Raw genomic sequence first — 20356 nt, 5'->3', positions numbered from 1 at the left:
GTACCTGGCCTTGTCGGCCGTCACTATGGGGTTCTGGTTAAAGTCTAACCCGCCTAAGAACTCCGATGGGGGCTGTGCGCTGGGGTGGACCGCGTCGCCGGCGACGCGGTCCACCCGGAGCCGAGAGGGCCTCGCCTTTACGGTCATCACGTGGCGCCGATCGCCCGGTTGACAACGCCCGGCGACCGAGTCGAGCCCAGATGAACTCGCAAACTCGAATTGATGTACGTACAGTAGGGCCGCCCCCTCCTGATCACGAGCTGGAGCACGCATGCCGGTTCAGGCCAGCCGTCGCCCTTCGTCCCCCGGAGCCGCAGCCCCGAGCGGCCGGATCGCCGCGTCCATTCCCGCGCAGCCGGGCCCTTCAGGTGGAGGGCCGGGCGGTCGCCCGCCGGGCGGCGGCGGCAACGGCCGGACGGGCGGCAAGGGGCCGGCGAAGAAGCGGCCCAAGCGCAAGGATCCGCTCTGGGCCCGACTGACCGTGATCTTCGGTGCGGTGCTGATGCTCAGCAGCGGAGTGGCGATCGTCGGCAGCAAGGTGCTGATCGGCCAGGCGACCGGGGACATCGCCCAACGCAACCTGCTCGGTGATGCCGGCAAGACCGACGCGGAGGGCGGCGCGAGCCTCGACGGCCCGATCGACATGCTGCTGCTCGGCGTGGACGCGCGCGAGCGGTGGGCCGCCGACGACGTCCGCTCGGACAGCATCATCATCCTGCACATCCCGGCCTCGCACGACCAGGCGTACCTGATCTCGATCCCCCGGGACACCGAGGCGCAGATCCCGCCCTTCAAGAAGAGCGGCTTCGCCGGTGGCACCGACAAGATCAATGCCGCGTTCCAGGCCGGCGCCCGCAACGGCGGCGGCTGGGAGGGCGGCGCCCAGTTGATGGCGCAGACGATCAAGCGCCTCACCGGGGTCAGCTTCGACGGCGCGGCGATCATCAACTTCGGTGGCTTCAAGAACGTCATCGACACCCTGGGCACCGTGAAGATCTGCGTGAGTCACGAGGTCAAGTCGAAGCACATGTCGTTCGTCGACGGCAAGCCGATGTGGAACGCCGACGCCAAGAAGACCGGCAAGCAGATGACCCCGGTGGTGCACAAGAAGGGCTGCCAGGAGATGGAGGGCTGGGCCGCCCTCGACTACGCGCGGCAGCGCTACGGGCTCCCCGGCGGCGACTACGACCGTCAGCAGAACCAGCAGCAACTGATCAAGGCGATGGCGCGCAAGGCCACCGACGGCGGCATGCTGACCAACCCGGCCAAGCTGAACCAGTTGATCAAGGCGGCCGGCAAGGCGTTCGTCCTGGACACCGGCGGCGTGCCGATCGAGAACTTCATCTTCACCATGCGTGGGGTCACCGCGAACGAGCTGACGATGTTGAAGACCAACAACGGCAGCTTCAACGGCAACAGCAACAACCGCGAGGCGTTGAACGAGGAAACAATGCAGATGTTCGAGGCGGTCAAGCAGGACAAGCTCGCCGAGTTCGTCTTCTCCCACCCCGAGGTGATCTCCGGCCGCAAGTGACGGCCGCCGCGTCGCCTGAGGCGGCCGCCGCCTCAGGCCGCGCCGTCACCCGAGGCTGTGTCGCTTGAAGTCGCGGAAAGCCCGGCAACCGGTCCGCTACCGACCGTAGCCTGACGTGAGCAGGTTTCACGTATCGGCTGCGGGGAGGCGGTCACGTCCAGGTGGGGGCGGAACGCAGCGGACCGGGCACGCCCGGCCGCGCCCCGCCGCACCCGCTGGTCACGCGTCCTGCTCGGCGTCGGCCTGGCCCTCGTCCTGCTGGCCGGGCTCGCCCTCATCGGGCTCAAGACGCTGACCCACCGGTACGACCGGACGGTGACCAAGGAACAGCTGCTCGACGCCGACGCCCGCACCGACCGGACCGACCTGGACGGGCCGCTCAACTACCTGCTCATCGGCACCGACCGACGTGCCGGCAGCAGCGAACCGGACCAGCGCTCGGACACCATCCTCATCGTGCACGTGCCCGCCGGACGGCGGGAGGCGTACCTGGTCTCCATCCCGCGTGACCTGCTGGTCTCCATCCCACCCGCGAACGGCTTCGGCGGCGGTCCAGACAAGATCAATGCGGCGTACGAGCACGGCGGCGGCGGGCAGGCCGGCACCCGACTGCTCTCCGTCACCCTGAACCGGCTCACCGGCATCCGCTTCGACGGCGCCGCCCTGATCGACTTCTCCGGCTTCCGGAAGGTGATCGACCTCCTCGGCGGGGTGCAGATGTGCGTGGACACCGAGGTCCGCTCGATCCACACCAACCGCGTCTTCCCCACCGGCTGCCAGCGGATGGACGGGGCGCAGGCGTTGGACTACGTGCGGCAGCGCTACGACCTGCCCAACGGCGACTTCGACAGGCAGCACCACCAGCAGCAGCTCTTGAAGGCGATGCTGGACAGCGCCGGCAACGCCGACCTGCGCAACAACCCCGTCAAACTGGACCAGGTGCTCCGCGCGGTCGGCGGCTCGTTGACCGTCGACACCAACGGCGTACCCCTGGAGGACCTGCTCCTCGCGCTCCGCGCGCTGCCGCCCGACGGGATGCACGGCGTCCAGGTGCCGTCGTCACCGCAGACCATCGACCAGGTCTCGTACGTGGTGCTCGACAACGGCGGCAACGGGCTCTTCGAGGCCGTCCGGGGGACCCGCGTACCGGCCTGGGCGCAGGCCAACCCGCGCTGGGTGACCCGGTTGTGACCGTACCGACGGCCGGTTCGGTGCCGATCCGGCCCGCGAGGATCTAGTGTTGCTTCCTGTGTTCGGACCCCAGGTTCCCACCGTGCCCGTGACCGAGATCGCCGACGACACCTACCTGCTCGACGTGCGGGAGGCCGACGAATGGGCGGCCGGCCACGCACCCACCGCCCACCACCTGCCGATGATGGAGCTGCCGGCGCGGCTGGCCGAGGTGCCCACCGACCGGGACGTGGCAGTCATCTGCCGCTCCGGTGGCCGTTCCGCCCAGGTCGTCGCCTACCTGGTCAACAACGGCTGGGAGCAGGTGCGGAACGCCGACGGCGGGATGCGCCAGTGGGCAGCGGTCGGCCGTCCGGTGGTCGACGCGAACGGGCAGCCCGGCCAGGTCATCTGAGGCGGCCGGAATGGGCGGGCCTCTGGTCTTCGCGCACCGCGGCGCCTCGTACGACCTTCCGGAGCACACCCTCGCCGCGTATCTGCGCGCCCTCGACGAGGGTGCCGACGGGCTGGAGTGCGACGTCCGGCTGACCCGGGACGGGCACCTGGTCTGCGTGCACGACCGGCGACTGGACCGCACCAGCAACGGCCGTGGTCTGGTCAGCGCGCGTACGCTCGCCGAGCTGGACGCGCTGGACTTCGGGTCCTGGCATCCGGGCAGCGCGCCGAGCGGCGACCTGCCGCCGGACGAGTCGCACACCCGGCTGTTGACGCTGGCCCGGCTGCTCGACGCGGTGCTCGCCGCCGGGCGGCCGGTCCGGCTGCTGGTGGAGACGAAACACCCGTCCCGCTACGGCTCGAACGTGGAGCGGCGGCTGGTCGACCTGCTGCGGCGGTACGGGCTGGCCGACCCTGCGCCGGACGACCCGGTCCAGGTCACCGTCATGTCGTTCTCCCCGCTGGCGGTGCGACGGGTCCGGGAGCTGGCCCCCGCGCTGCCCACGGTGCTGTTGCTGGAGGTGCTGCCGCCCTGGCTGCGGCTGGGCCGGCTGCCGTTCGGCACCCGCATCGCCGGGCCGGGCATCGGCCTGGTCCGGGCCCGACCGCGCCTGCTGCCCGCGCTGCGCGCCGCCGGCAACCAGGTGTACGTCTGGACGGTCAACGAGCCGGCCGACCTGGAGCTGGTGCTGGCCGAGGAGGTGGACGGGATCATCACCGACCGACCAGCGCACGTCCTGGCCCGCCGGGACCGCTGAACGGCCCTCGACGCCGAGCTGGCCGTTCAGCGTGCCGACCCCCGGCAGCGCCGGCACCTTACGCCTGCGCGACAACGCCGAGCTGGCCGTTCAGCGCGCCGACCGCCTGCGCGAGAACCGGGGGTGCCGAAAGCCGGACCGGCGGGGCAGACTCGGCACATGCCGGAGCGTATCGATTTCCCCGCTCTCCTCGCCGGCCAGGCCGCCGTGATCGAGATGATCAATTCTGGGGACGCGGGCCTACCGGTCCTCACCCAGCTCCTTCTGGTGACCCAACCGGCGCTCGGCGCGACCGGAATGGCGTTCGTCGAGTTCGGCCCGACCGGCGGCCGGGTGATCGCGGCCACCGGCGCGGCGGAGTGGGCGCTCGGCCGACCGCTCGCGGTGGACGACCCGGACACCGTCTGCCTTCTCTCCGGGCCACGGGTGAGCCAGGTCCGGGTGACCGAGCTCAACGGCAAGCTCGCCGCCGAGCTGGCCGGCAGCGGGTTGCGCCGGATGGTGGTGTCCCGGGCCGAGATCGGCGGTCACACCGTCGGCAGCCTGCACGCCCTCTACCCGGGCGACGACGACCCGGGCGCCGAGCAGCAGGGGGTGCTCGCCTACCTCGCCTCGTGCATCGCGCACATGTACGGCGACCAGAGCGGACTGCCGGTGCACGGCGACGGGCCGGTGGTGGCGGCGCTCGCCGACGGGTTGGCGGTGGTCGACCGCGACGGCCACGTCCGGCTCTGGAACCCGGCCGCCGCCCAGGTCACCGGCCGGACAGCGGAGCAGGCGCTGAGCGGCCCGCTGCCGTTCCCGTTGCCGCCCTCCGGCCAGGTCCGTGACCACCGGCTGCCGGACGGACGCTGGCTGCGCATCACCTCCGGCGACCTGCCCGGCCCGGGCGCGCTGCGGGTGGTCACCTTCCGCGACATCACCGACCAGCAGCGCCGCGATCACGACCGGGAGCTGTTCGTCGCGGTCACCAGCCACGAGCTGCGTACGCCGGTCACCGTCATCAAGGGGTACGCGGACACCCTCACCGACCACTGGGAGTCGCTGACCGAGGGCGACCGGCGACAGGCCGCCCGGGTGATCGGGCAGCGCGCCAACGAGCTGGCCCGCCTGGTGGACCGACTGCTCTCCTCGGCGGCCGAGGCGGGGCCGGGGGACGACCCACCGACCCCGTTCGACCTCGGTGAGGCGTTGCGCGCAGCCACCGTGGACCTGCCGGCGGATCTGCGGCACCGGCTGACGCTGCGCATCCCGGCCGACCTGCCCAAGGCGCTCGGCCACCGGCCCAGCCTGGCCACCGTGCTGACCGAGCTGGCGACCAACGCCGGCAAGTACTCACCGCCGGGCTCCCCCATCGAGATCACCGCCGGGGTGGACGGCCAGTTGGTCGCGTTCCGGGTCAAAGACCGGGGCATCGGCATCCGGCCGGAGCACGTGGAGCGGGCGTTCGACAGGTTCTGGCAGGGCGAGTCCGGCGACCGGCGCGGCTACCCGGGAGCGGGGCTCGGCCTCTATCTCGTCCGCCGGATCGTTGAACAACAGAATGGATGGGTATCCCTACGTCCGAGGACCGACGGCGGTACGGTCGCAGAGGTGCGGCTACCGCGCGGTTGACCGACGGTGGCGCGACGTGGAGGCGACGGTGGCAGCGGCAGTGAGGGATCGGGCGTGGTGCGTGGTGGTTCCCCACCACCCCGCCGGCGCACGGCTGGCACGACACCGGCTCGCCGGCGACCTGGCTGACGTCGTGGCCCCGGCGCTTCTCGCGGATCTGATCGCGGTGCTCGCCGAGCTGGTGGGCAACTCGGTCCGGCACGCCCGACCGCTGCCCGGCGGCGTGGTCCGGGTGGCGTGGCGGCTGCGGCCCTCGGCCGAGGGCCCCCGGATCCAGTTGCGGGTGACCGACGGCGGCGCGGGCACCAGCCCGCGGATCCGCACGGCCAACCCGGACGCCGCGGACGGGCGGGGTCTGCACATCGTGGCCGGCCTGGCGACCCGCTGGGGCGTCGAGCGGGACGGCATGGGCCAGCGCGTGTGGGCGGAGTTCGATCCACCCCGCACCTCGCGGCCCACCGCGCCCCCGCGTTCCGGCCTGGTGACGGCCGGCTGACATCGTCGGGCCGGGTGGGTCCGGCCCACGGTGGGACCGGCGGGGCCTTAGGCTGTGACGCCGTGAGCAAGCGTCGAAAGAGCCAGCGAACCGCCGCCGACACCGCGCCCCGGAAGGACAAGGTGCGCGACGTCTTCGTGCCGCGACCGTTCGAGGGGCTGGCCGACGAGGTCGAGTGGATCGCGCTGCGCGAGTTGGTGCCCGCCGCGTCCGCGCCGCTGCGGCTGGCGCCGGCCCTCGTCGAGGAATTCGGGGAGCGGTCGGTCACGCTCGCCACGGTGCTGCCGATGGCCGCGCCCGCGGTGAGCAAGCCGGACGGCCGGGTGCTCATCGGTCTGCAACGCCACCAGCAGTCCGGCGACGTCTCCCGGGACCTGGCCGAGGCGCTGCTCTGCGCGCTGCGGGCCGAGCCGGGCGGCCAGGTGTCCGTACCACCGCTGCCCGGTCCCGGGCCGCGTCTGCAGGACATCCTGGTGGACGGCCCGCTGGAGGTCACCATGCACGACGGGTTCGAGTTCTGGCTCGACCCCGGCGCGACCGACGACCCGAGCGTCCAGGCGTCGCTGGAGCGGGCGAACGCCGCCATCTACCCGACCGTGCGGATGACCGTCGCGAAGGCCGCGTACTGGTGCCGGGTCCCGGAGAAGTCGCACGTGCGCTGGGTGCTGCCGGACGACGAGGACGCCGCCCTGGACGCGCTGGCCCGCCTCGGCGCGGCCGGCACGCTGACGCTCGGCGAGCAGACCAAGTTCGCCGGGATGTTCCGCGCGCACGGCCGGCTGGTGCCGGTGTGGGACCTGCCCGAGGAGGCTCCGGCCGCCGAGTGGGAGGACCCGGTCGCGCAGTTCGCCAAGCGGTACGCCGAGGCGCTCGCCACCACCGAACCGCTGGACGCCGCCGGCCGGCGGGCCCGCCAGGGGCTGCTCGGCCGCCAACTCACCCTGCGCTGATCCCGGCTCGCTGCCCGTTCACCCGTTGACGGGCAGCGGGTCGCGGACGATCGGGCAGGACATGCAGCGCGGGCCTCCCCGGCCGGAGCCCAGCTCCGAGCCGGCGATCGGGATGACCTCGATGCCGGCCCGCTCCAACTGCGCGTTGGTCTCGGTGTTGCGCTCGTAGCCGACGCAGAGCCGGGGTGCCAGGGCGAGGGTGTTGTTGCCGTCGTCCCACTGCTCGCGTTCCGCGGTGACCGGGTCCAGGCCGGTGTCGATGACCCGGAGCTGGTCCAGGTCCATCGCGTCGGCGGCGGCCCGCAGGAAGGGCGCCGGGCCGTCCACGCGCGGGTCCTCGCCGTCCGCGCCGGCGATCACGGTGTACGCCGAGAGCGTGCTGGCGATGTTCGGGTACATCAGCACCGCGTCGGCGTCGACCATCGTGCACACGGTGTCCAGGTGCATGGTGGCGCGCTTCTGCGCGATCGGCACCACCAGGATGGTGTGGGCCAGCCCGGCGGCGAAGACCTGCCGGCCGAGGCGTTCGGCGCCGGCCGGGGTGGTCCGCTCGCCCACCCCGACCGCCAGGACGCCGGGTGCGAGCAGCAGGACGTCCCCGCCCTCCAGGTGCTCCAGGTTGGGGCGGTAGACGAACTGGGTGCCGGCGAAGCGTGGATGGTGGCGGTAGATGGCGTCGGTCAGGGTGGTCTCCCGGCGTCGGGCCGGCATGGCCAGGCTGGTGACGCCGACCCGGTCGCCGATCCACAGCGACGAGTCCCGGGTGAACAGCAGGTTCGGCAGCGGGTCGATGACGAAGTCGTGCCGGTCCATCAGGGTGTAGACCAGGCCGCCCGGCCGCTCCGAGCTGATCCGCAGTTCCTCGTGGGCGAGCCCGGCGGTGAGCACGTCGGCCAACGCGACCGGGTCCAGATAGGCGAGGTGGTCGGCGACCCGGGCGCGGAGCGTGTCGCCGAGGCGACGGGAGCGCAGCACCTCCTCGGTCAACTCGGCGCGGGCGTCCTCGACGGCCAGCGTCTCGGCCAGCAGGGTGGCCAGGTAGAGCACTTCGACCCCGCGCTCGCGCAGCGCGGCGGCGAACGCGTCGTGCTCCTCCTGGGCGCGGCCGACCCAGGGGATCGCGTCGAACAGGAGCGAGTCGTTGTTGCGGGGGGTGAGCCGGGCCAGTTCCGGGCCGGGCCGGTGCAGCAGCACGGTGCCGAGCCGGCCGACTTCACTGTCGACGTAGTGGGTCACCCCCGCAGCGTAGGGCAGGGTTTGGCGGCATCCGAGAAAAGAACTGTGGATGAATATGGCATTCATCCACAGTCACTCCGGCGCTCCGGCTTGCCGAACACCCACAGTGGCAACGTAGGGTAGTGAGGACATAACTTCGAGGGACCTTTTGCCGGAGGTCGACGACGATGACTGTCTTTCCCGCACGACGAGCCGTACCGACCGCCAGGGCACTGCCGCCCATCGCGGTGCCCCACCCCCGCGTCGAGTCGCCCGGGGCTCTGGAGCCGGTCCGTCCCACACCGCTCGAATGGGCCCGCCGCCGCCGTGCCGAGCGGGGCGCCCGTCGACTGGAGGCGGCCGGAGCACGAGCGCTCGGCCAGCTCGACCATCTCGGGCCGGCCTGGCACGTCATCGAGTGGCCCCGCACCGACGTGGCGGACGTCCTGCTCGACCGCACCCAGGACGACCGCGCCGGGTTCCTCGCCATCGGGCCGAGCGGCCTGTTCGCGGTGACCATCGCCGACCACGGCCGGGCCCGGGTGCTCGTCGCCGGGGACGTCGTGCAGATCAACGGCAAGCGGCCTCCGTACGTCACCGAGGCCCGGCGGGACGCCAGGCGGGCCAGCAAGGCCCTCTCTGACGCGGTGGGGCTGACCATCCCGGTGACGCCGGTGCTGACCTTCGTGGGCTCCGGCGTGATCAGCGTCTACGGCCTTCCGAAGGACTGTCTGATGGCCACCCACCGAGAGCTGGATCGGCTCCTCGTGGCCGGTGGCAGCCGGATAAGCCCGGCCACGGCCGAGAAGCTGTCCCGGGTGGCACAGCACCCGAGCACCTGGCTGAACGGCACGTACCGTCCATCGGCCGACTACCGGTGGTACGACGAGGGCCGAACGGCCGCTGACAAGCCGGCCCACCGCCGGTAACGTCACCGGCGACGCCACGCGGCCCCGGTCCCCCACCTACCCCACCGGCTCCCGCGCCGTCGCCGGCCGCCCCGGTTCGAGCTGTGCGGTTCGGTGACCTGGTGCGCTCGGTGATTCCGTCGGCGACCGGCTAGCGTGGACAGTCCGTCGGTGGACATAGGAGGCGCGGTGGCCCACGTCGAACTCTCGCTCTCGGAAGTGTTCGTGCCGTCGGCGCGGGCCTCGACAGAGCTGGGGTCCGACAATGTCGGCCAGTGGTCCTCGACGGTCGGCCGGGCCGATGAGCCCTGCCTGCTGATCGACGCCGACACCCGGGTCGTGGCCATCTCCACCGCCGGCTGTGAGCTGCTCTGTCTGGGTGACCCGGCCGGCCTGATCGGGCGACCGCTGCTCGACGGCGGGCTGCGCCTGCTGGATTTCACCGCCAACCGGGGCGAGCTGACCGAGGCCGAGATCGACAAGATCCCGCCCCTGCTGGCGCTCTCCTCCGGCCGCCTCGCCCGTGGGCTGCTGCGGGTGCAGGCCGCCTCGGCGGACAGCTCCGACGCGACGGTCGACGCAATCTCCACCCCGATCCTCACCGACGGCGCCGTGGCCGGCTCGCTCACCTTCTTCTCAGAGGTCTGACCTGCGGCGCAATGTGTCGTTCGCCGCACGCGCCGATGGCGGGACGGTCCCACACCCACGCCGTAAGGTGCCTTCATGCTCAATATCGATCTGCTGCCGGGGGAGTACGCCGTGTGCCGGTTGAGTGCCGGCACCGTCCTGCCGGCCGCACTGTCGAGTGAGCTGGGCCGCGCCGACGTGGTCACGGTGAGCTGGACCGCCGACGGGATCTCGGTGATCTGCCCTACCGACCGGGTGCCCGCCAAGGCAGTGGTGGAGACCACCTGGCGTTGCCTGCGCGTCGTCGGCCCGCCGGGCGTGGACGGCACCGGCACACTGGCGGCGCTGGTCGACCCGCTCGCCGCGGCCCGGGTCAGCGTGGTCACGTTCTCCACCTTCGACACCGACTACGTGCTGGTGCCGACCGTCCGGTTGACCGAGGGCAGGGCCGCCCTGGAGCGTGCCGGGCACCGCGTCCTCGGCTGAGCTTCACCCGGCCGACCACTCGCCCTACGATGGGCTCGGCCACCCCGGCCGCAACGACGTTTCCCGATGTCCGAGGATCGGCCCGTGCCGTTCACCCCGCCCCGCCACCCGGCTCCCCCGACCCGGGCGACAACCGCCATCACGTCCGTGGCGGTTCGTGCGCTGCCAGTGGCCGGGGCCCTGCTGGCGCTCCTGGCCATCGGGGCGCTGGCCGGCTGCGGCGCCCCTCCCGAGCTGCACGACCCGGCCGGGCTGCCCACCGGCGCCGGCACCCCGACGGCACCCTCCTCGACCGGCGTCCCGACGGGCACGCCGTCCACCGTGCCAAGCGCCCCACCGGCCGTGACCCCGTCGGCCAGCCGGGAACCGGGCCTGGTCGCGACGGCCTGCCGGAACGGTCCGACCGGGCAGCGGGTGGTGCAACTGCTGAAAGGCCGGGCCTCGGTGCTCCCGGACAACGTGCGGGTCCGGGTCCGCACCGGGCCGCTGTGCGCCGCCGACTGGCAGTACACGGTGCTGGAGGTGACCGGGCACGAGGAACTTCAGGTTGTCACCCGGGGTCGGCCCGCCGCCCCGGAGCTGGTCACCGCCGGCACCGACGTGTGCACCATCGAGGTCCGCGCCACCGGGCCGGCCGGGATCCGTACGCTCGCCTGCGATGACGATCCGGCGGCCCGGCCGGGTGCGTAGTCTGGTCGACATGCCCGGAACACCGCCCACGCGTTTCGTCTACCTCGGCCCGGAGGGCACCTTCGCCGAGCAGGCCCTGCGCACCGTTCCCGCCGCCGAGCGTGGCACCCGGACTCCGGCCCGCAGCGTCGGTGAGGCACTGGACAGCGTCCGGGCCTCGGATGCCGACGCGGCGCTGGTGCCGCTGGAGAACTCGATCGGCGGGGCGGTCGGCGTCACCCTGGACGAGATGGCCGAGGGCGATCCGCTGGTGATCACCCGGGAGGTGATCCTGCCGGTCGAGTTCGTGCTCGCCGCGCGAGCCGGCACCGCGCTGTCGGCGATCCGCACGGTCGCGGCGCACCCGCAGGCGTCCACCCAGTGCCGGGGCTGGCTGCGTGACCACGTCCCCGACGCCGTGGTCGTCGACGTGCTCTCCAACGGCGCGGCTGCCGCCGGCGCGGGTTCCGGCGAGTACGACGCGGCGATCTGCGCGCCGATCGGGGCGGCCCGACACCGACTCGCCCTGCTCGCCGACAAGATCGCCGACCACCCCGACGCCGTGACCCGTTTCGTCCTGGTCTCCCGCCCCGGGACGCCCCCACCGCCGACCGGCGACGACCTCACCTCGCTGGCCGTCTACATCGCCCACGACCGGGTCGGCGCGCTGCTGTCGGTGCTGATGGAGCTGGCCGTCCGCGGCGTCAACCTGACCCGGATCGAGTCCCGCCCGACCGGCGAGGCCCTGGGCCGGTACGTCTTCTTCCTCGACTGCACGGGCCACGTGGCCGACGTACGCCTGGGCGAGGCGTTGCAGGGGCTGCGCCGGGTGTGCGCCGACGTCCGCTTCCTGGGGTCGTACCCCCGGCATCGCTGGGTCGACGCGGCGGGCGAGCGGCAGGTGCCCGCGCCGGCAGGCCTCTCGGACGTCGACTACGCCGACGCGGCAGCCTGGCTGGCCCGGCTGCGCACCGGCGAGTTGAGCTGACCGGCCGAGCAGGCGCGCAACACGCGTACGGGCGCCCCGGTGCGACCGGGAGCGCCCGTACCCGCGTCGGTGGTCAGCTCAGCAGACCGCCGAGCAGACCGCCCTCCTGCTGCTGCTGACCGCTGCCCATGACCGGGGGCTCCTCGGACGGCTGCACCACCACGAAGCCCTGACCGGCGAAGCTCATCGTGAACGACTCGCCGGTGCGCCGGCCCAGCAGCGTGCCGAGACCCAGCTGCTCAGCCCGGTGGTAGCCGGTCTGGAGGTTGGCCGACCAGCAGACGGCGGCCTGCGGGTCGACGTACGTCGGGGCGTCCACGTTGAGGACCACCGGGGTGCCCTTGGTCGTGATGGCGATCCGGCCGTAACCGCTGAACACGCAGTTGAACAGGCCGGACGAGGAGGCCATGCCGGCGCCGCCGACCATCCTGATGTCGTACTGGAGGGTCGAGTCGAAGGCCAGCACGCTGGAACCGTTGATGGAGAGCGCGTCGCCCGGCTCCAGGTCGATGATGTGCACGTCCTTGGCCAGCTCGGCGAGGAAGACGTCACCCTGGCCGGTGACCTTCATCAGCGGGACGCCCTCGCCGGTGAGCTTCTGCTTGAGGAACTTGCCGAGCCCACCCGAGCCCAGCGCCTGGAACTGCACGTTGCCCTGGTAGGCGACCATCGACCCGACCCGGGCCATCGCCTCGCCGTTGAGCTCGATCTTCAACATCTTGGAGTTCTGTAGCCGCATGCCGGCCTGCGCGGACTCCTTCTCCAGATTCTCCGCCGAGAACAGCTCGCTGCGCATGAAAGGTGCCTCCTGAAACGGTCGCGGTAGCTGCACCGACGGTAGGCGACCAGGGCAACCAGGGGCCATCGGCCGAGCGGCGTGCCGCGCTCGGGCGTGGCGGTGAGCAGCGGCCGGTCGCCGTGTGCGGCCAGGGAATCGCCGTGTGCGCCGGGGGTCGCCGTGTGCGGCCGGCGTCGCGGTTAACGCCGGGGTCAGCCCCAGCCCAGCGCGTGCAGTCGCGCGTCGTCGATGCCGAAGTGGTGGGCGATTTCGTGCACCACTGTCACCGCGACCTCGTCGACGACGTCCTCGTCGCTGTCGCAGATCCGCAGGATCGGACGGCGGTAGATGAAGATCCGGTCCGGCAGCACGCCGGAGTAGTCCCAGCCCCGATCGGTCAGCGCGTGCCCCTCGTAGAGGCCGAGCAGGTCGGGGTCGGTGTGCGGTGGGTCGTCCTCGACCAGGATCACCACGTTGCTCATCAGGCCGAGCAGTTCCTCGGGAACTTCGTCGAGGGCGTCAGCCACCAGCTCCTCGAAGCGCTCGCGAGTCATGTCCACCGGCACGGCGTCCATTCTGCCCGACGTCGCACCGGTCGGCCGGCTCACGCTCGGCCACGGCCAGGGCCGCGCTCGGCCACCCAGGCCGGGGCCGCGCTCGGCTGGCCCAGGCCGGGGCCGCGCGTTCACGAAAGAGAGCGGCCGCCCGGGAGCCGGGCGAGGCCCCTTCCGTGAACGTGCGGCGTACGTCGCTGGGTCAGGAAGCCAGGCGAGCGGTGAGGGTGATCTCGGCGCCCGGCGAGAGCAGCCGGGAGATCGGGCAGTTGGCCTTGGCGGCCTCGGCGAGCTTCTGGAACTCCGCCTCGTCGACCCCGGGCACCTGGCCGACGGTCTCCAGGTCGATCCGGGTCACGCTCATCCCGGCGTCGGTCTTGTCCAGGTGGACCTTGGCGGTGGTCTCGACCGAGGTGGGCGTCGAGCCGGCGTCGGCGAGGGCCTTCGAGAACGCCATCGAGAAGCAGCCCGCGTGCGCGGCGGCGATCAGCTCCTCGGGGTTGGTGCCCTCACCCTCCTCGAAGCGCGACTTGAAGGAGTAGTTGCCGGACAGGCCGCCCTTACCGGTGCGGACGGTGCCGGAACCCTCGGTGAGATTGCCCTGCCATTGTGCGGAAGCGGTACGGATAGGCATGAGGAGAACGCTAGCCGAAACGTGCCTCCCGAGCGACCGACCGGCACCGACGCCTGCCGTGCGATCCCCGTCACCCTGGCGGGAGGCGCGACGCGGGCGGCTTCGGCAACGGCACCAGCGCGGCCCTCTGTGCCATGATTCGACGCAGGCCCGCGACCGGCGGAAGGATGGCCGATGTCCGAGGAGCTGCCCATCCCACGGCAGGGCGACCCGTCCGACGGGTCGGCCGTGATCGAGTTCGGTGGCGACGAGCCCGCCACTGGAAGCCGCCGCCTCGGCTGGTCCCTGGCGGGTATCACCCGGGACCCCCGTCTGCCCCTGCTGCTCGCGGGGCTCGGCGCGGTGGCGGGGGTGGCCTCGCTGCTCGGCGAGTGGCTGGTGATGACCCTGCCGAACGGCGGCCCGGTCGGTTCCACCTCGATCGACGTGCCCGCCGGCGTGTCCGACATCGGCGGCTTCGGCATCGGCTACCTGGTCGGTCTGCTCGGGCTGGTCTGCACCGTGGCGCTGGCGCTGCGGGGCACGGCGGCCGTCCGGCCGAACGCCCGACTGGTCGGGTTCACCCTGAGCGGGGCGCTGCTGGCACTGCTGGTCGCGGCGACGGCGACGCTCGACGACCCCGGTCAGCGCAACTTCTTCTACGAGTCGGAGGACAACTTCCGGGTCGAGTACGGTCGCGGCCTGGTGATGGCGTTCGTGGCCTGCGTGCTGCTCGCCGCGGCCCTGCGGCTGGCCCCGAACACGCCGGCGGAGGACGACGGTTCCGCGTCCACGAGGGGACAGGGCTGGCACCGTCGGCACCTCGCCCCGGTCGAGAGGGAGGACGGCCCGCCCGCCCCGGCCGACCTGACCGTGACCGCAGCGCCCCCCTTCGCCCGCCCCCAACACCCCACCCCCTAACCCCTGACCCTGCACGAACCCCTCCCAACCGCGCCGATCTTGCACTTTCTGTCGGGACAGAAGGTGCATTGCACCGCAGATCGGCGACCGAAAGTGCAAGATCGCCGGGGGCTGGGGGGCGGGGCTGGTGTTGGTGCCCGATTCGCCTGGAAGACATGGTTCGGGCCCGTTTCCCGAGGTACGGTTGCTGCCCGCCGTCACGCCGGGCCTCGCTTTCCTGGCCAGGGCAGGTGCGACGGCGGCGGGCGAAGGAGGAACGATGACCCGCCCAGGACTGCCCAAGCTGATCGCGACCGACCTCGACGGAACGCTGGTCCGCAGCGATGACACAGTCTCCGCGTACACCCATGGGGTGCTCGACCGGGTGCGGGCCGCCGGCATTCCGGTGGTCGGCGCGACCGGCCGCGGCCCCCGACTGACCGAGCTGACCCGCAACGACATCCGGGCCGCCGACTTCCTGGTGATGGCCGGCGGTGGACGGGTGGTCGACCAGAGCGACCCGACCGGTCCGGTGGTGCTGCGCGACGAGCGGCTGCCCGCCGAGGTGCTGGCCCGGCTGCTCGCCGACCTGGAGGCCGAGGTCGGTCCGCTGACCGTGATGGTCGAGGCGTCCGACGAGCACGACGCCCCCCTCTGGGGCGACTACCACGAGAGCTGGCCCTACCAGGACCGGTTCGAGGCGCGCAGCCGCGCCGAGTGCCTCTCCTGCGACGTGATCAAGGCGTTCGCCCGCACGGCCGACCACCACGTCGACGAGCTGCTCGCGGTGGCCCGCCGGATCGTCCCGCCGCAGGTCGCCACGCTCACCCAGGCCGGGCTCGGGTTCATCGAGATCTGCCCGCCCGGCGTGGACAAGGCGACCGGGCTGACCGTGGTGGCGCAGAGCCTGGGGGTCGACCCCGCGGAGGTCCTGGTCTTCGGCGACATGCCCAACGACCTGCCGATGTTCGAGTGGGCCGGCTGGTCCCGGGTCGCGGTGGCCAACGCGCACCCGACGCTGCGGGCCGCCGCCGACGAGGTGACCCTGCGCAACGACGACGACGGGGTGGCGGTGTACCTGGACCGGCTACTGTCCCGGTGATGCGAGACACCCCTGCGCTTGTCGCCACCGACATCGACGGCACGCTGATCCGCGACGACCGCACGCTCAGCCCGCGCACCGCCGACGTGCTCGCGCGGATCACCGCGCGAGGCACGCCTGTCGTCCTGGTCACCGGCCGTCCGGTCCGCTGGCTGAAGATGGTGTACGACCAGCTGGCCGCTCCGCTGCCGGCGGTGTGCGCCAACGGCGCCGTCGTCTATGACCCGGTACGCGACGAGGTGCTGCGCGCCGATCCGCTCGCGCCGCAGCACCTGGCGGAGGTGGCCGAGCGGCTACGCGCCGAGGTGCCCGACATCAGCTTCGCGGTGGAGATCCTGGACAGCCGGGAGATGCGGCACGAGGCGCACTACCCGCTGCGCTGGGACGCCGACCACGACCGGATCCGCCCGGTCGAGACGCCGGAGGAGCTGCTCTCGCTTCCTGCCGTGAAGCTGCTCGCCCGAGCCGGGGAGCAGGACCCGGACACGTTCGTCGAGCTGATCGGCGCGGCGGTGGCGGGGCTGGCCGAGGCCACGCACTCGTCGTACTCGGGCCTGGTGGAGATCTCCGCGGCCGGGGTGACCAAGGCGGCCGGGCTCGACTGGTACTGCGACCGGCTCGGTGTGGCCGCGGCGGACGTGCTGGCCTTCGGCGACATGCCGAACGACGTGCCGATGCTGAGCTGGGCGGGGCGCGGTGTGGCGGTGGCCAACGCGCACCCCGCCGTCCTCGCGGTCGCCGACGAGGTGACCGGGGCGAACTCCGAGGACGGCGTGGCGGCGTACCTGGAGAAGGTCTTCGGGGTGGACTGACCGGCCAGGTCAGAGGTACTGGCCGGTGTTGTGGCCCTCACCGCCGCCCGGCTGGCCGATGCCCGGCATCCCGGGCACCACGCCGCCGGGGCCGCTGGGCAGCGCCTGCCGCCCGCCGCGCATCTGCTCCAGCTGGACCCGCGCGGCCATCTGCTGGGCGACCAGGGCCGCCTGGATGCCGTGGAACAGGCCCTCCAGCCAGCCGACGAGCTGGGCGTGCGCGATGCGCAGCTCGCTCTCGCTCGGGGCCTTGTCCTCGGTGAAGGGCAGCGAGATCCGCTCCAGCTCGTCGCGCAGCTCGGGGGCCAGACCCTCCTTGAGCTCGACGATGGACCGCTCGTGGATCTCGCGCATGCGGTGCCGGCTGGCGTCGTCCAGCGGGGCCGCCTTGACCTCCTCCAGCAACTGCTTGATCATGCTGCCGATCCGCATCACCTTGGCCGGCTGCTCTACCAGGCGGGTCGGGTCCTCGCCCTGGCCCTCGTCGGTCTGCATGGTGCCGATCGGCCGGCCGTCCGGACCGACCACCACCACGGTGCCGGAGTGGCCGGAGTCGTCGGGGCCGGGCTGGTCGTTCTGCTCAGCGGAGCGCGCTTCGGTCATGGGGTCCATCTTTACCCAGTGGGCGCGGCCCATGCCGCCCGGGACCGACTCCCAGGGCCGAACCACCCGGGCGGGGCGCGCTACGGTCGCGCCATGCCTGCCGACCCACGCGCCGTGCTGACCCGGCCCGCGCCCGAGCCGGACCTGACGGTGGCGTACGGCGACCACCCGGACCAGGTGGCCGACCTGCGCCGCCCGGCCGGGGTCGGCCCGGCCCGGCCCCTGGTCGTCGTGGTGCACGGCGGTTTCTGGCGGGCCGAGTACGACCGCCGGCACACCGGCCCGCTGGCCGCCGCGCTCGCCGCCGAGGGCTACCCGGTGGCGCAGGTTGAATACCGGCGTACGGGGCAGCCGGGCGGCGGCTGGCCGGGCACGTTCACCGACGCGCTGGCCGGCATCGCGGCCCTGCCGGGGCTGGCCACCGAGGCGCTGCCCGGTCGGGTCAGTGGGGCCGCGCCGATCCTCATCGGTCACTCCGCCGGTGGCCACCTGGCGCTGTACGCGGCGGCCACCGCGCCGTCGACGGTGAGCGGGGTGCTCGCCCTGGCCCCGGTGGCCGATCTCGCGGCAGCGCACCGGCTGGATCTGGACTCGGGTGCGGTGGCGGCGCTGCTCGGCGGCGGCCCACACGACTTCCCGGACCGGTACGCGGCGGGCGATCCACGATCGTTGGTACCGATACGAACACGCACGGTAGTCGTACACGGCTCTGCGGACCTGCAGGTGCCGGTGGCGATGAGCCAGGACTTCGTCGCGGCGGCTCGTGCCGCAGGATCCGATATTTCCCTTGTCGAGCTGCCCGGATGTGAGCATTTCGGGCTGATCGACCCGGAGTCTGCGGCGTGGCCCCGGGTGCTCGCTGTGTTGCGGTCCCTGCACGATGATCACTAGCCATTGACGCAGCGTCGCGGAGCAGGTAGAACGCCGGAGGGGCGATGTTCTGCCCTGCAACGCTCCTGGAAGGAACTCGGTGTCGCAGATGAATCGCAGGCGGGCGCTCCAACTGTTGGGCGCGCTCGGAACGGCCGGGTTCGCCGCCGCGTGCGGCTCCGACACCGACGGCAAGCCGGCCGCCGCCAAGAGCCCGATCAGGATCGGTCTGATCGCACCGAAGGCCGGCGGCTTCAAGTCCATCGGCGACGACATCACCAACGGCTTCCAGCTCTTCCTCGACCTGCACGGTCAGCAACTGGGCGGGCATCCGGTCGAGCTGCTGACCGCCGACGAGGGTGACAACGCCAAGACCGGCAAGGCCGCCGTCGACCAACTGCTCAAGCAGAACGTGCTGGCGCTCACCGGCGTGGTCAACTCGGCGGTGATGGTCGGCATCCGCGACACCGTGGAGGAGGCCCGGGTCCCGCTCATCGGCTCGAACGCCTCGCCGAGCAGCCTGCAGAGCGTCGTCTACATCTGGCGTACCTCGTACGTGCTGGACGAGGCCGGCCGGGCGCTGGGCCGTTACCTGCGCGACCAGCTACCGACGAACGGCCGGATCGCGATCATCGTGCCGGAGAACGTGGGCAGCCCGGACGTGGTGCGGGGCTTCCGGCAGGAGTTCGGCACCTCCGACGCGCGCATCGCCGACCCGGTGACCTACACCAGCCCGACCACGACGCCGGGCAAGGCCACCTACGTGGCGGACATCGAGAAGGCGCTGCGCAAGAAGCCGACCGCCGTCTTCTGCTTCTTCGCCGGCTCGGCCGCCGTGGAATTCATCAAGCAACTGCGCGACCAGTTCACCGGGCCCGTCTACGCGCCCGGCTTCCTCACCGAGGGCACCGTGCTGGAGAGCCTGGACCGGGACGCGCTGGGCATCCAGACCGCGCTGAACTACTCGGCCGACCTGAACAACACGTCGAACCGCGTCTTCGCCTCCGCCTACCGCAAGAAGCACCAGACCACGCCGACCACCTACGCGATGGCGTCGTACGACGCGGCGCAGGTGCTCGACCAGGCGATCCAGCTGACCGGCGGGTCGCCCACCCCGCAGCAGGTCAACCTGGCGCTCGGCAAGATCGGCCAGATCGACAGCCCGCGCGGCATCTGGCAGTTCAACCAGCCGCGTACCCCGCAGCAGAAGTGGTACCTGCGCGAGGTCCAGCGCGACGGTCAGGTCATGTCGAACGTGCTGATCAACGAGTTGGCCACGCTCGGCTGAACGCCCACCAGAAGCAACAGCAGGGGCCGGTCTCCGACGGGAGGCCGGCCCCTGCCGTACGCGGCAGTGTTCGGGTCAGTGCCGCAGTTCGGCGATGCAGCACTTCACGCTGCCGCCGCCCTTCTTCAGCTCGGCCAAATCGACCGGCACCGGGTTGTAGCCGGCGGCCTTGAGCTTGCCGGCCAGCCGGGTGGCCTCGCTGTTGAGCACCACGTTCGCGCCGTCGCTGACCAGGTTCAGTCCGAAGGCCATCGCGTCCTCGTCGTCGGCGATCACCGCGTCCGGGAAGAGCTGGGTGAGCACCCGCTGACTGGCCGCGGAGAACGCGCCCGGGAAGTAGACGACGTTCGTGTCGTCGAGAGCGGCGAGCGCCACGTCCAGGTGGTAGAAGCGGGGGTCGATCAGGCGCAGCGACACGACCGGCCGGCCCAGCGCCTCCTGCGCCTCGGCGTGCGCCGGGATCTCGGTGCGGAAACCGTGCCCGGCCAGGATGAGCCCGCCGTGCGCCTCCGGCACGTACGCGAAGTCACCCTCACCCTCGTTGGTCTCGCTCGGCGCGACGAACCGCCAGCCCTGCTCCTCGTAGAACGCGTGGTGCGCGGCGGCCTCGCCGGCCCGCTGCTCGTGCTTGAACCGTGCCCCGTAGACGCTGCCGTCGACCACGAAGGCGCCGTTGGCGGCGTACACCATGTCGGGCAGGCCGGGCTCCGGCGTGAGCAGGTGCACCTCGTGGCCGAGGCCGACCAGCGTCTCGCGCAGGCGGTCCCACTGTTTGACGGCCAGTTCCCGGTCCACGGAAGTGGTCACGTCCATCCACGGATTGATCGCGTACTCGACCGCGAAGTGCTCGGGCGAGCACAAGAGATATGTCCGCTTTCGCGAGACTCGCTGCTGGTTCACGGTCACCAAGAGTAGGTACCGTTGAACTTTGGTAACAGCCACAACCATTGCTTCCCAGAGGCGGA

23 protein-coding genes are annotated in these 20356 nt (G+C 72.1%); 17 read left to right on the top strand and 6 right to left on the bottom strand.

Translation table 11 applies throughout. From position 1 onward, the window contains the following. The first annotated feature begins 271 nt into the window (after window positions 1–271). The 7 genes from AB0B97_RS08865 (at window position 272) to AB0B97_RS08835 (ending at window position 6978) form a co-directional block, all read left to right on the top strand. Complete coding sequence (locus AB0B97_RS08865) at window positions 272–1534, top strand: LCP family protein (RefSeq protein WP_357491821.1); 1263 nt, start codon at window positions 272–274, stop codon at window positions 1532–1534. A 228-nt stretch (window positions 1535–1762) separates the two neighbouring features. Next, window positions 1763–2725 (top strand): LCP family protein, encoded by a 963-nt coding sequence (locus tag AB0B97_RS08860; protein ID WP_357492096.1) that lies wholly within the window; start codon window positions 1763–1765, stop codon window positions 2723–2725. A 58-nt stretch (window positions 2726–2783) separates the two neighbouring features. Further along, on the top strand, window positions 2784–3119 hold the full coding sequence (locus AB0B97_RS08855; protein WP_039905019.1) for a rhodanese-like domain-containing protein: 336 nt from the start codon (window positions 2784–2786) through the stop codon (window positions 3117–3119). Between the two features lie 10 nt (window positions 3120–3129). Further along, entirely contained in the window at window positions 3130–3918 is a 789-nt protein-coding gene (locus AB0B97_RS08850) for a glycerophosphodiester phosphodiesterase family protein (RefSeq protein WP_234582634.1), read from the top strand. Window positions 3919–4077: 159 nt separating this feature from the next. Continuing rightward, window positions 4078–5532 carry an ATP-binding protein gene (locus tag AB0B97_RS08845; RefSeq protein ID WP_357491819.1) on the top strand — a complete coding sequence of 485 codons (1455 nt, stop codon included), beginning with the start codon at window positions 4078–4080 and terminating at the stop codon, window positions 5530–5532. A gap of 61 nt (window positions 5533–5593) precedes the next feature. Continuing rightward, complete coding sequence (locus AB0B97_RS08840) at window positions 5594–6028, top strand: ATP-binding protein (RefSeq protein WP_234582698.1); 435 nt, start codon at window positions 5594–5596, stop codon at window positions 6026–6028. A 62-nt stretch (window positions 6029–6090) separates the two neighbouring features. After that, a complete protein-coding gene (locus AB0B97_RS08835; protein WP_357491817.1) occupies window positions 6091–6978 on the top strand; it encodes a DUF5926 family protein in 888 nt (295 codons plus the stop codon). An 18-nt stretch (window positions 6979–6996) separates the two neighbouring features. Here AB0B97_RS08835 and AB0B97_RS08830 read toward each other — a convergent pair whose 3' ends face one another. After that, the gene (locus tag AB0B97_RS08830) at window positions 6997–8214 is read right to left on the bottom strand and encodes an arginine deiminase (protein ID WP_234582637.1); all 1218 of its coding nucleotides are present in this window, start codon (window positions 8212–8214) and stop codon (window positions 6997–6999) included. Window positions 8215–8381: 167 nt separating this feature from the next. Between AB0B97_RS08830 and AB0B97_RS08825 the strand changes: the two genes are divergently transcribed. From AB0B97_RS08825 to pheA, 5 genes are all read left to right on the top strand, one after another. Then, entirely contained in the window at window positions 8382–9122 is a 741-nt protein-coding gene (locus AB0B97_RS08825) for a hypothetical protein (protein WP_234582638.1), read from the top strand. Between the two features lie 168 nt (window positions 9123–9290). Beyond that, window positions 9291–9749 carry a hypothetical protein gene (locus tag AB0B97_RS08820; protein ID WP_357491814.1) on the top strand — a complete coding sequence of 153 codons (459 nt, stop codon included), beginning with the start codon at window positions 9291–9293 and terminating at the stop codon, window positions 9747–9749. A gap of 75 nt (window positions 9750–9824) precedes the next feature. Further along, window positions 9825–10214 carry an ACT domain-containing protein gene (locus AB0B97_RS08815; protein ID WP_357491812.1) on the top strand — a complete coding sequence of 130 codons (390 nt, stop codon included), beginning with the start codon at window positions 9825–9827 and terminating at the stop codon, window positions 10212–10214. Between the two features lie 66 nt (window positions 10215–10280). Beyond that, window positions 10281–10904, top strand: coding sequence for a hypothetical protein (locus AB0B97_RS08810; protein WP_357491810.1), 624 nt, complete (start codon window positions 10281–10283; stop codon window positions 10902–10904). A gap of 10 nt (window positions 10905–10914) precedes the next feature. After that, on the top strand, window positions 10915–11871 hold the full coding sequence (gene pheA, locus AB0B97_RS08805) for a prephenate dehydratase (RefSeq protein ID WP_357491808.1): 957 nt from the start codon (window positions 10915–10917) through the stop codon (window positions 11869–11871). A gap of 73 nt (window positions 11872–11944) precedes the next feature. Here pheA and AB0B97_RS08800 read toward each other — a convergent pair whose 3' ends face one another. The 3 genes from AB0B97_RS08800 to AB0B97_RS08790 all read right to left on the bottom strand — a co-directional run bounded on the left by AB0B97_RS08800 (window position 11945) and on the right by AB0B97_RS08790 (window position 13837). Further along, window positions 11945–12667 carry an AIM24 family protein gene (locus tag AB0B97_RS08800; RefSeq protein WP_234582643.1) on the bottom strand — a complete coding sequence of 241 codons (723 nt, stop codon included), beginning with the start codon at window positions 12665–12667 and terminating at the stop codon, window positions 11945–11947. A gap of 194 nt (window positions 12668–12861) precedes the next feature. Beyond that, window positions 12862–13209 (bottom strand): metallopeptidase family protein, encoded by a 348-nt coding sequence (locus AB0B97_RS08795; RefSeq protein ID WP_234582699.1) that lies wholly within the window; start codon window positions 13207–13209, stop codon window positions 12862–12864. A gap of 196 nt (window positions 13210–13405) precedes the next feature. Further along, entirely contained in the window at window positions 13406–13837 is a 432-nt protein-coding gene (locus AB0B97_RS08790; protein ID WP_007453754.1) for an OsmC family protein, read from the bottom strand. 174 nt (window positions 13838–14011) lie between these two features. On the opposite strand from AB0B97_RS08790, the gene AB0B97_RS08785 reads away from it, so the two are divergent. The 3 genes from AB0B97_RS08785 to AB0B97_RS08775 all read left to right on the top strand — a co-directional run bounded on the left by AB0B97_RS08785 (window position 14012) and on the right by AB0B97_RS08775 (window position 16630). Then, window positions 14012–14737, top strand: a complete 726-nt coding sequence (locus AB0B97_RS08785; protein ID WP_357491806.1) for a hypothetical protein — start codon at window positions 14012–14014, stop codon at window positions 14735–14737. 259 nt (window positions 14738–14996) lie between these two features. After that, window positions 14997–15818: an HAD family hydrolase gene (locus AB0B97_RS08780; protein WP_357491804.1), complete on the top strand. Its 822-nt coding sequence runs from the start codon at window positions 14997–14999 to the stop codon at window positions 15816–15818. Then, window positions 15818–16630, top strand: a complete 813-nt coding sequence (locus AB0B97_RS08775) for an HAD family hydrolase (protein WP_357491802.1) — start codon at window positions 15818–15820, stop codon at window positions 16628–16630. The genes AB0B97_RS08780 and AB0B97_RS08775 overlap by 1 nt, the downstream gene beginning before the upstream one ends. A gap of 9 nt (window positions 16631–16639) precedes the next feature. On the opposite strand, the gene AB0B97_RS08770 is transcribed toward AB0B97_RS08775, so the two are convergent. Continuing rightward, on the bottom strand, window positions 16640–17242 hold the full coding sequence (locus AB0B97_RS08770) for a bacterial proteasome activator family protein (RefSeq protein WP_234582647.1): 603 nt from the start codon (window positions 17240–17242) through the stop codon (window positions 16640–16642). Between the two features lie 84 nt (window positions 17243–17326). Between AB0B97_RS08770 and AB0B97_RS08765 the strand changes: the two genes are divergently transcribed. Both AB0B97_RS08765 and AB0B97_RS08760 read left to right on the top strand, forming a co-directional pair. Continuing rightward, a complete protein-coding gene (locus AB0B97_RS08765) occupies window positions 17327–18124 on the top strand; it encodes an alpha/beta hydrolase (RefSeq protein ID WP_357491800.1) in 798 nt (265 codons plus the stop codon). 79 nt (window positions 18125–18203) lie between these two features. Next, on the top strand, window positions 18204–19391 hold the full coding sequence (locus AB0B97_RS08760) for an ABC transporter substrate-binding protein (RefSeq protein ID WP_357491798.1): 1188 nt from the start codon (window positions 18204–18206) through the stop codon (window positions 19389–19391). Between the two features lie 75 nt (window positions 19392–19466). Here AB0B97_RS08760 and ddaH read toward each other — a convergent pair whose 3' ends face one another. Further along, window positions 19467–20300: a dimethylargininase gene (gene ddaH / locus AB0B97_RS08755; RefSeq protein ID WP_357491796.1), complete on the bottom strand. Its 834-nt coding sequence runs from the start codon at window positions 20298–20300 to the stop codon at window positions 19467–19469. Window positions 20301–20356: the final 56 nt, after the last annotated feature.

This window comes from Micromonospora sp. NPDC049004, from assembly GCF_040649315.1.
Lineage (GTDB): Bacteria > Actinomycetota > Actinomycetes > Mycobacteriales > Micromonosporaceae > Micromonospora.
Note: the sequence above shows the minus strand (reverse complement) of the source record. Positions and strands in the feature narration are given on the sequence as shown.

What these genes read in the sequence shown, in the direction of transcription:
- AB0B97_RS08850 (WP_234582634.1), top strand. Translation starts at nt 3,130, where the DNA reads ATGGGCGGGCCTCTGGTCTTCGCGCACCGCGGCGCCTCGTACGACCTT.
- AB0B97_RS08815 (WP_357491812.1), top strand. Translation starts at nt 9,825, where the DNA reads ATGCTCAATATCGATCTGCTGCCGGGGGAGTACGCCGTGTGCCGGTTG.
- AB0B97_RS08845 (WP_357491819.1), top strand. Translation starts at nt 4,078, where the DNA reads ATGCCGGAGCGTATCGATTTCCCCGCTCTCCTCGCCGGCCAGGCCGCC.
- AB0B97_RS08810 (WP_357491810.1), top strand. Translation starts at nt 10,281, where the DNA reads ATGTCCGAGGATCGGCCCGTGCCGTTCACCCCGCCCCGCCACCCGGCT.
- AB0B97_RS08800 (WP_234582643.1), bottom strand. Translation starts at nt 12,667, where the DNA reads ATGCGCAGCGAGCTGTTCTCGGCGGAGAATCTGGAGAAGGAGTCCGCG.
- AB0B97_RS08825 (WP_234582638.1), top strand. Translation starts at nt 8,382, where the DNA reads ATGACTGTCTTTCCCGCACGACGAGCCGTACCGACCGCCAGGGCACTG.
- AB0B97_RS08770 (WP_234582647.1), bottom strand. Translation starts at nt 17,242, where the DNA reads ATGGACCCCATGACCGAAGCGCGCTCCGCTGAGCAGAACGACCAGCCC.
- AB0B97_RS08790 (WP_007453754.1), bottom strand. Translation starts at nt 13,837, where the DNA reads ATGCCTATCCGTACCGCTTCCGCACAATGGCAGGGCAATCTCACCGAG.
- AB0B97_RS08780 (WP_357491804.1), top strand. Translation starts at nt 14,997, where the DNA reads ATGACCCGCCCAGGACTGCCCAAGCTGATCGCGACCGACCTCGACGGA.
- AB0B97_RS08765 (WP_357491800.1), top strand. Translation starts at nt 17,327, where the DNA reads ATGCCTGCCGACCCACGCGCCGTGCTGACCCGGCCCGCGCCCGAGCCG.
- pheA (WP_357491808.1), top strand. Translation starts at nt 10,915, where the DNA reads ATGCCCGGAACACCGCCCACGCGTTTCGTCTACCTCGGCCCGGAGGGC.
- AB0B97_RS08865 (WP_357491821.1), top strand. Translation starts at nt 272, where the DNA reads ATGCCGGTTCAGGCCAGCCGTCGCCCTTCGTCCCCCGGAGCCGCAGCC.
- AB0B97_RS08775 (WP_357491802.1), top strand. Translation starts at nt 15,818, where the DNA reads ATGCGAGACACCCCTGCGCTTGTCGCCACCGACATCGACGGCACGCTG.
- AB0B97_RS08785 (WP_357491806.1), top strand. Translation starts at nt 14,012, where the DNA reads ATGTCCGAGGAGCTGCCCATCCCACGGCAGGGCGACCCGTCCGACGGG.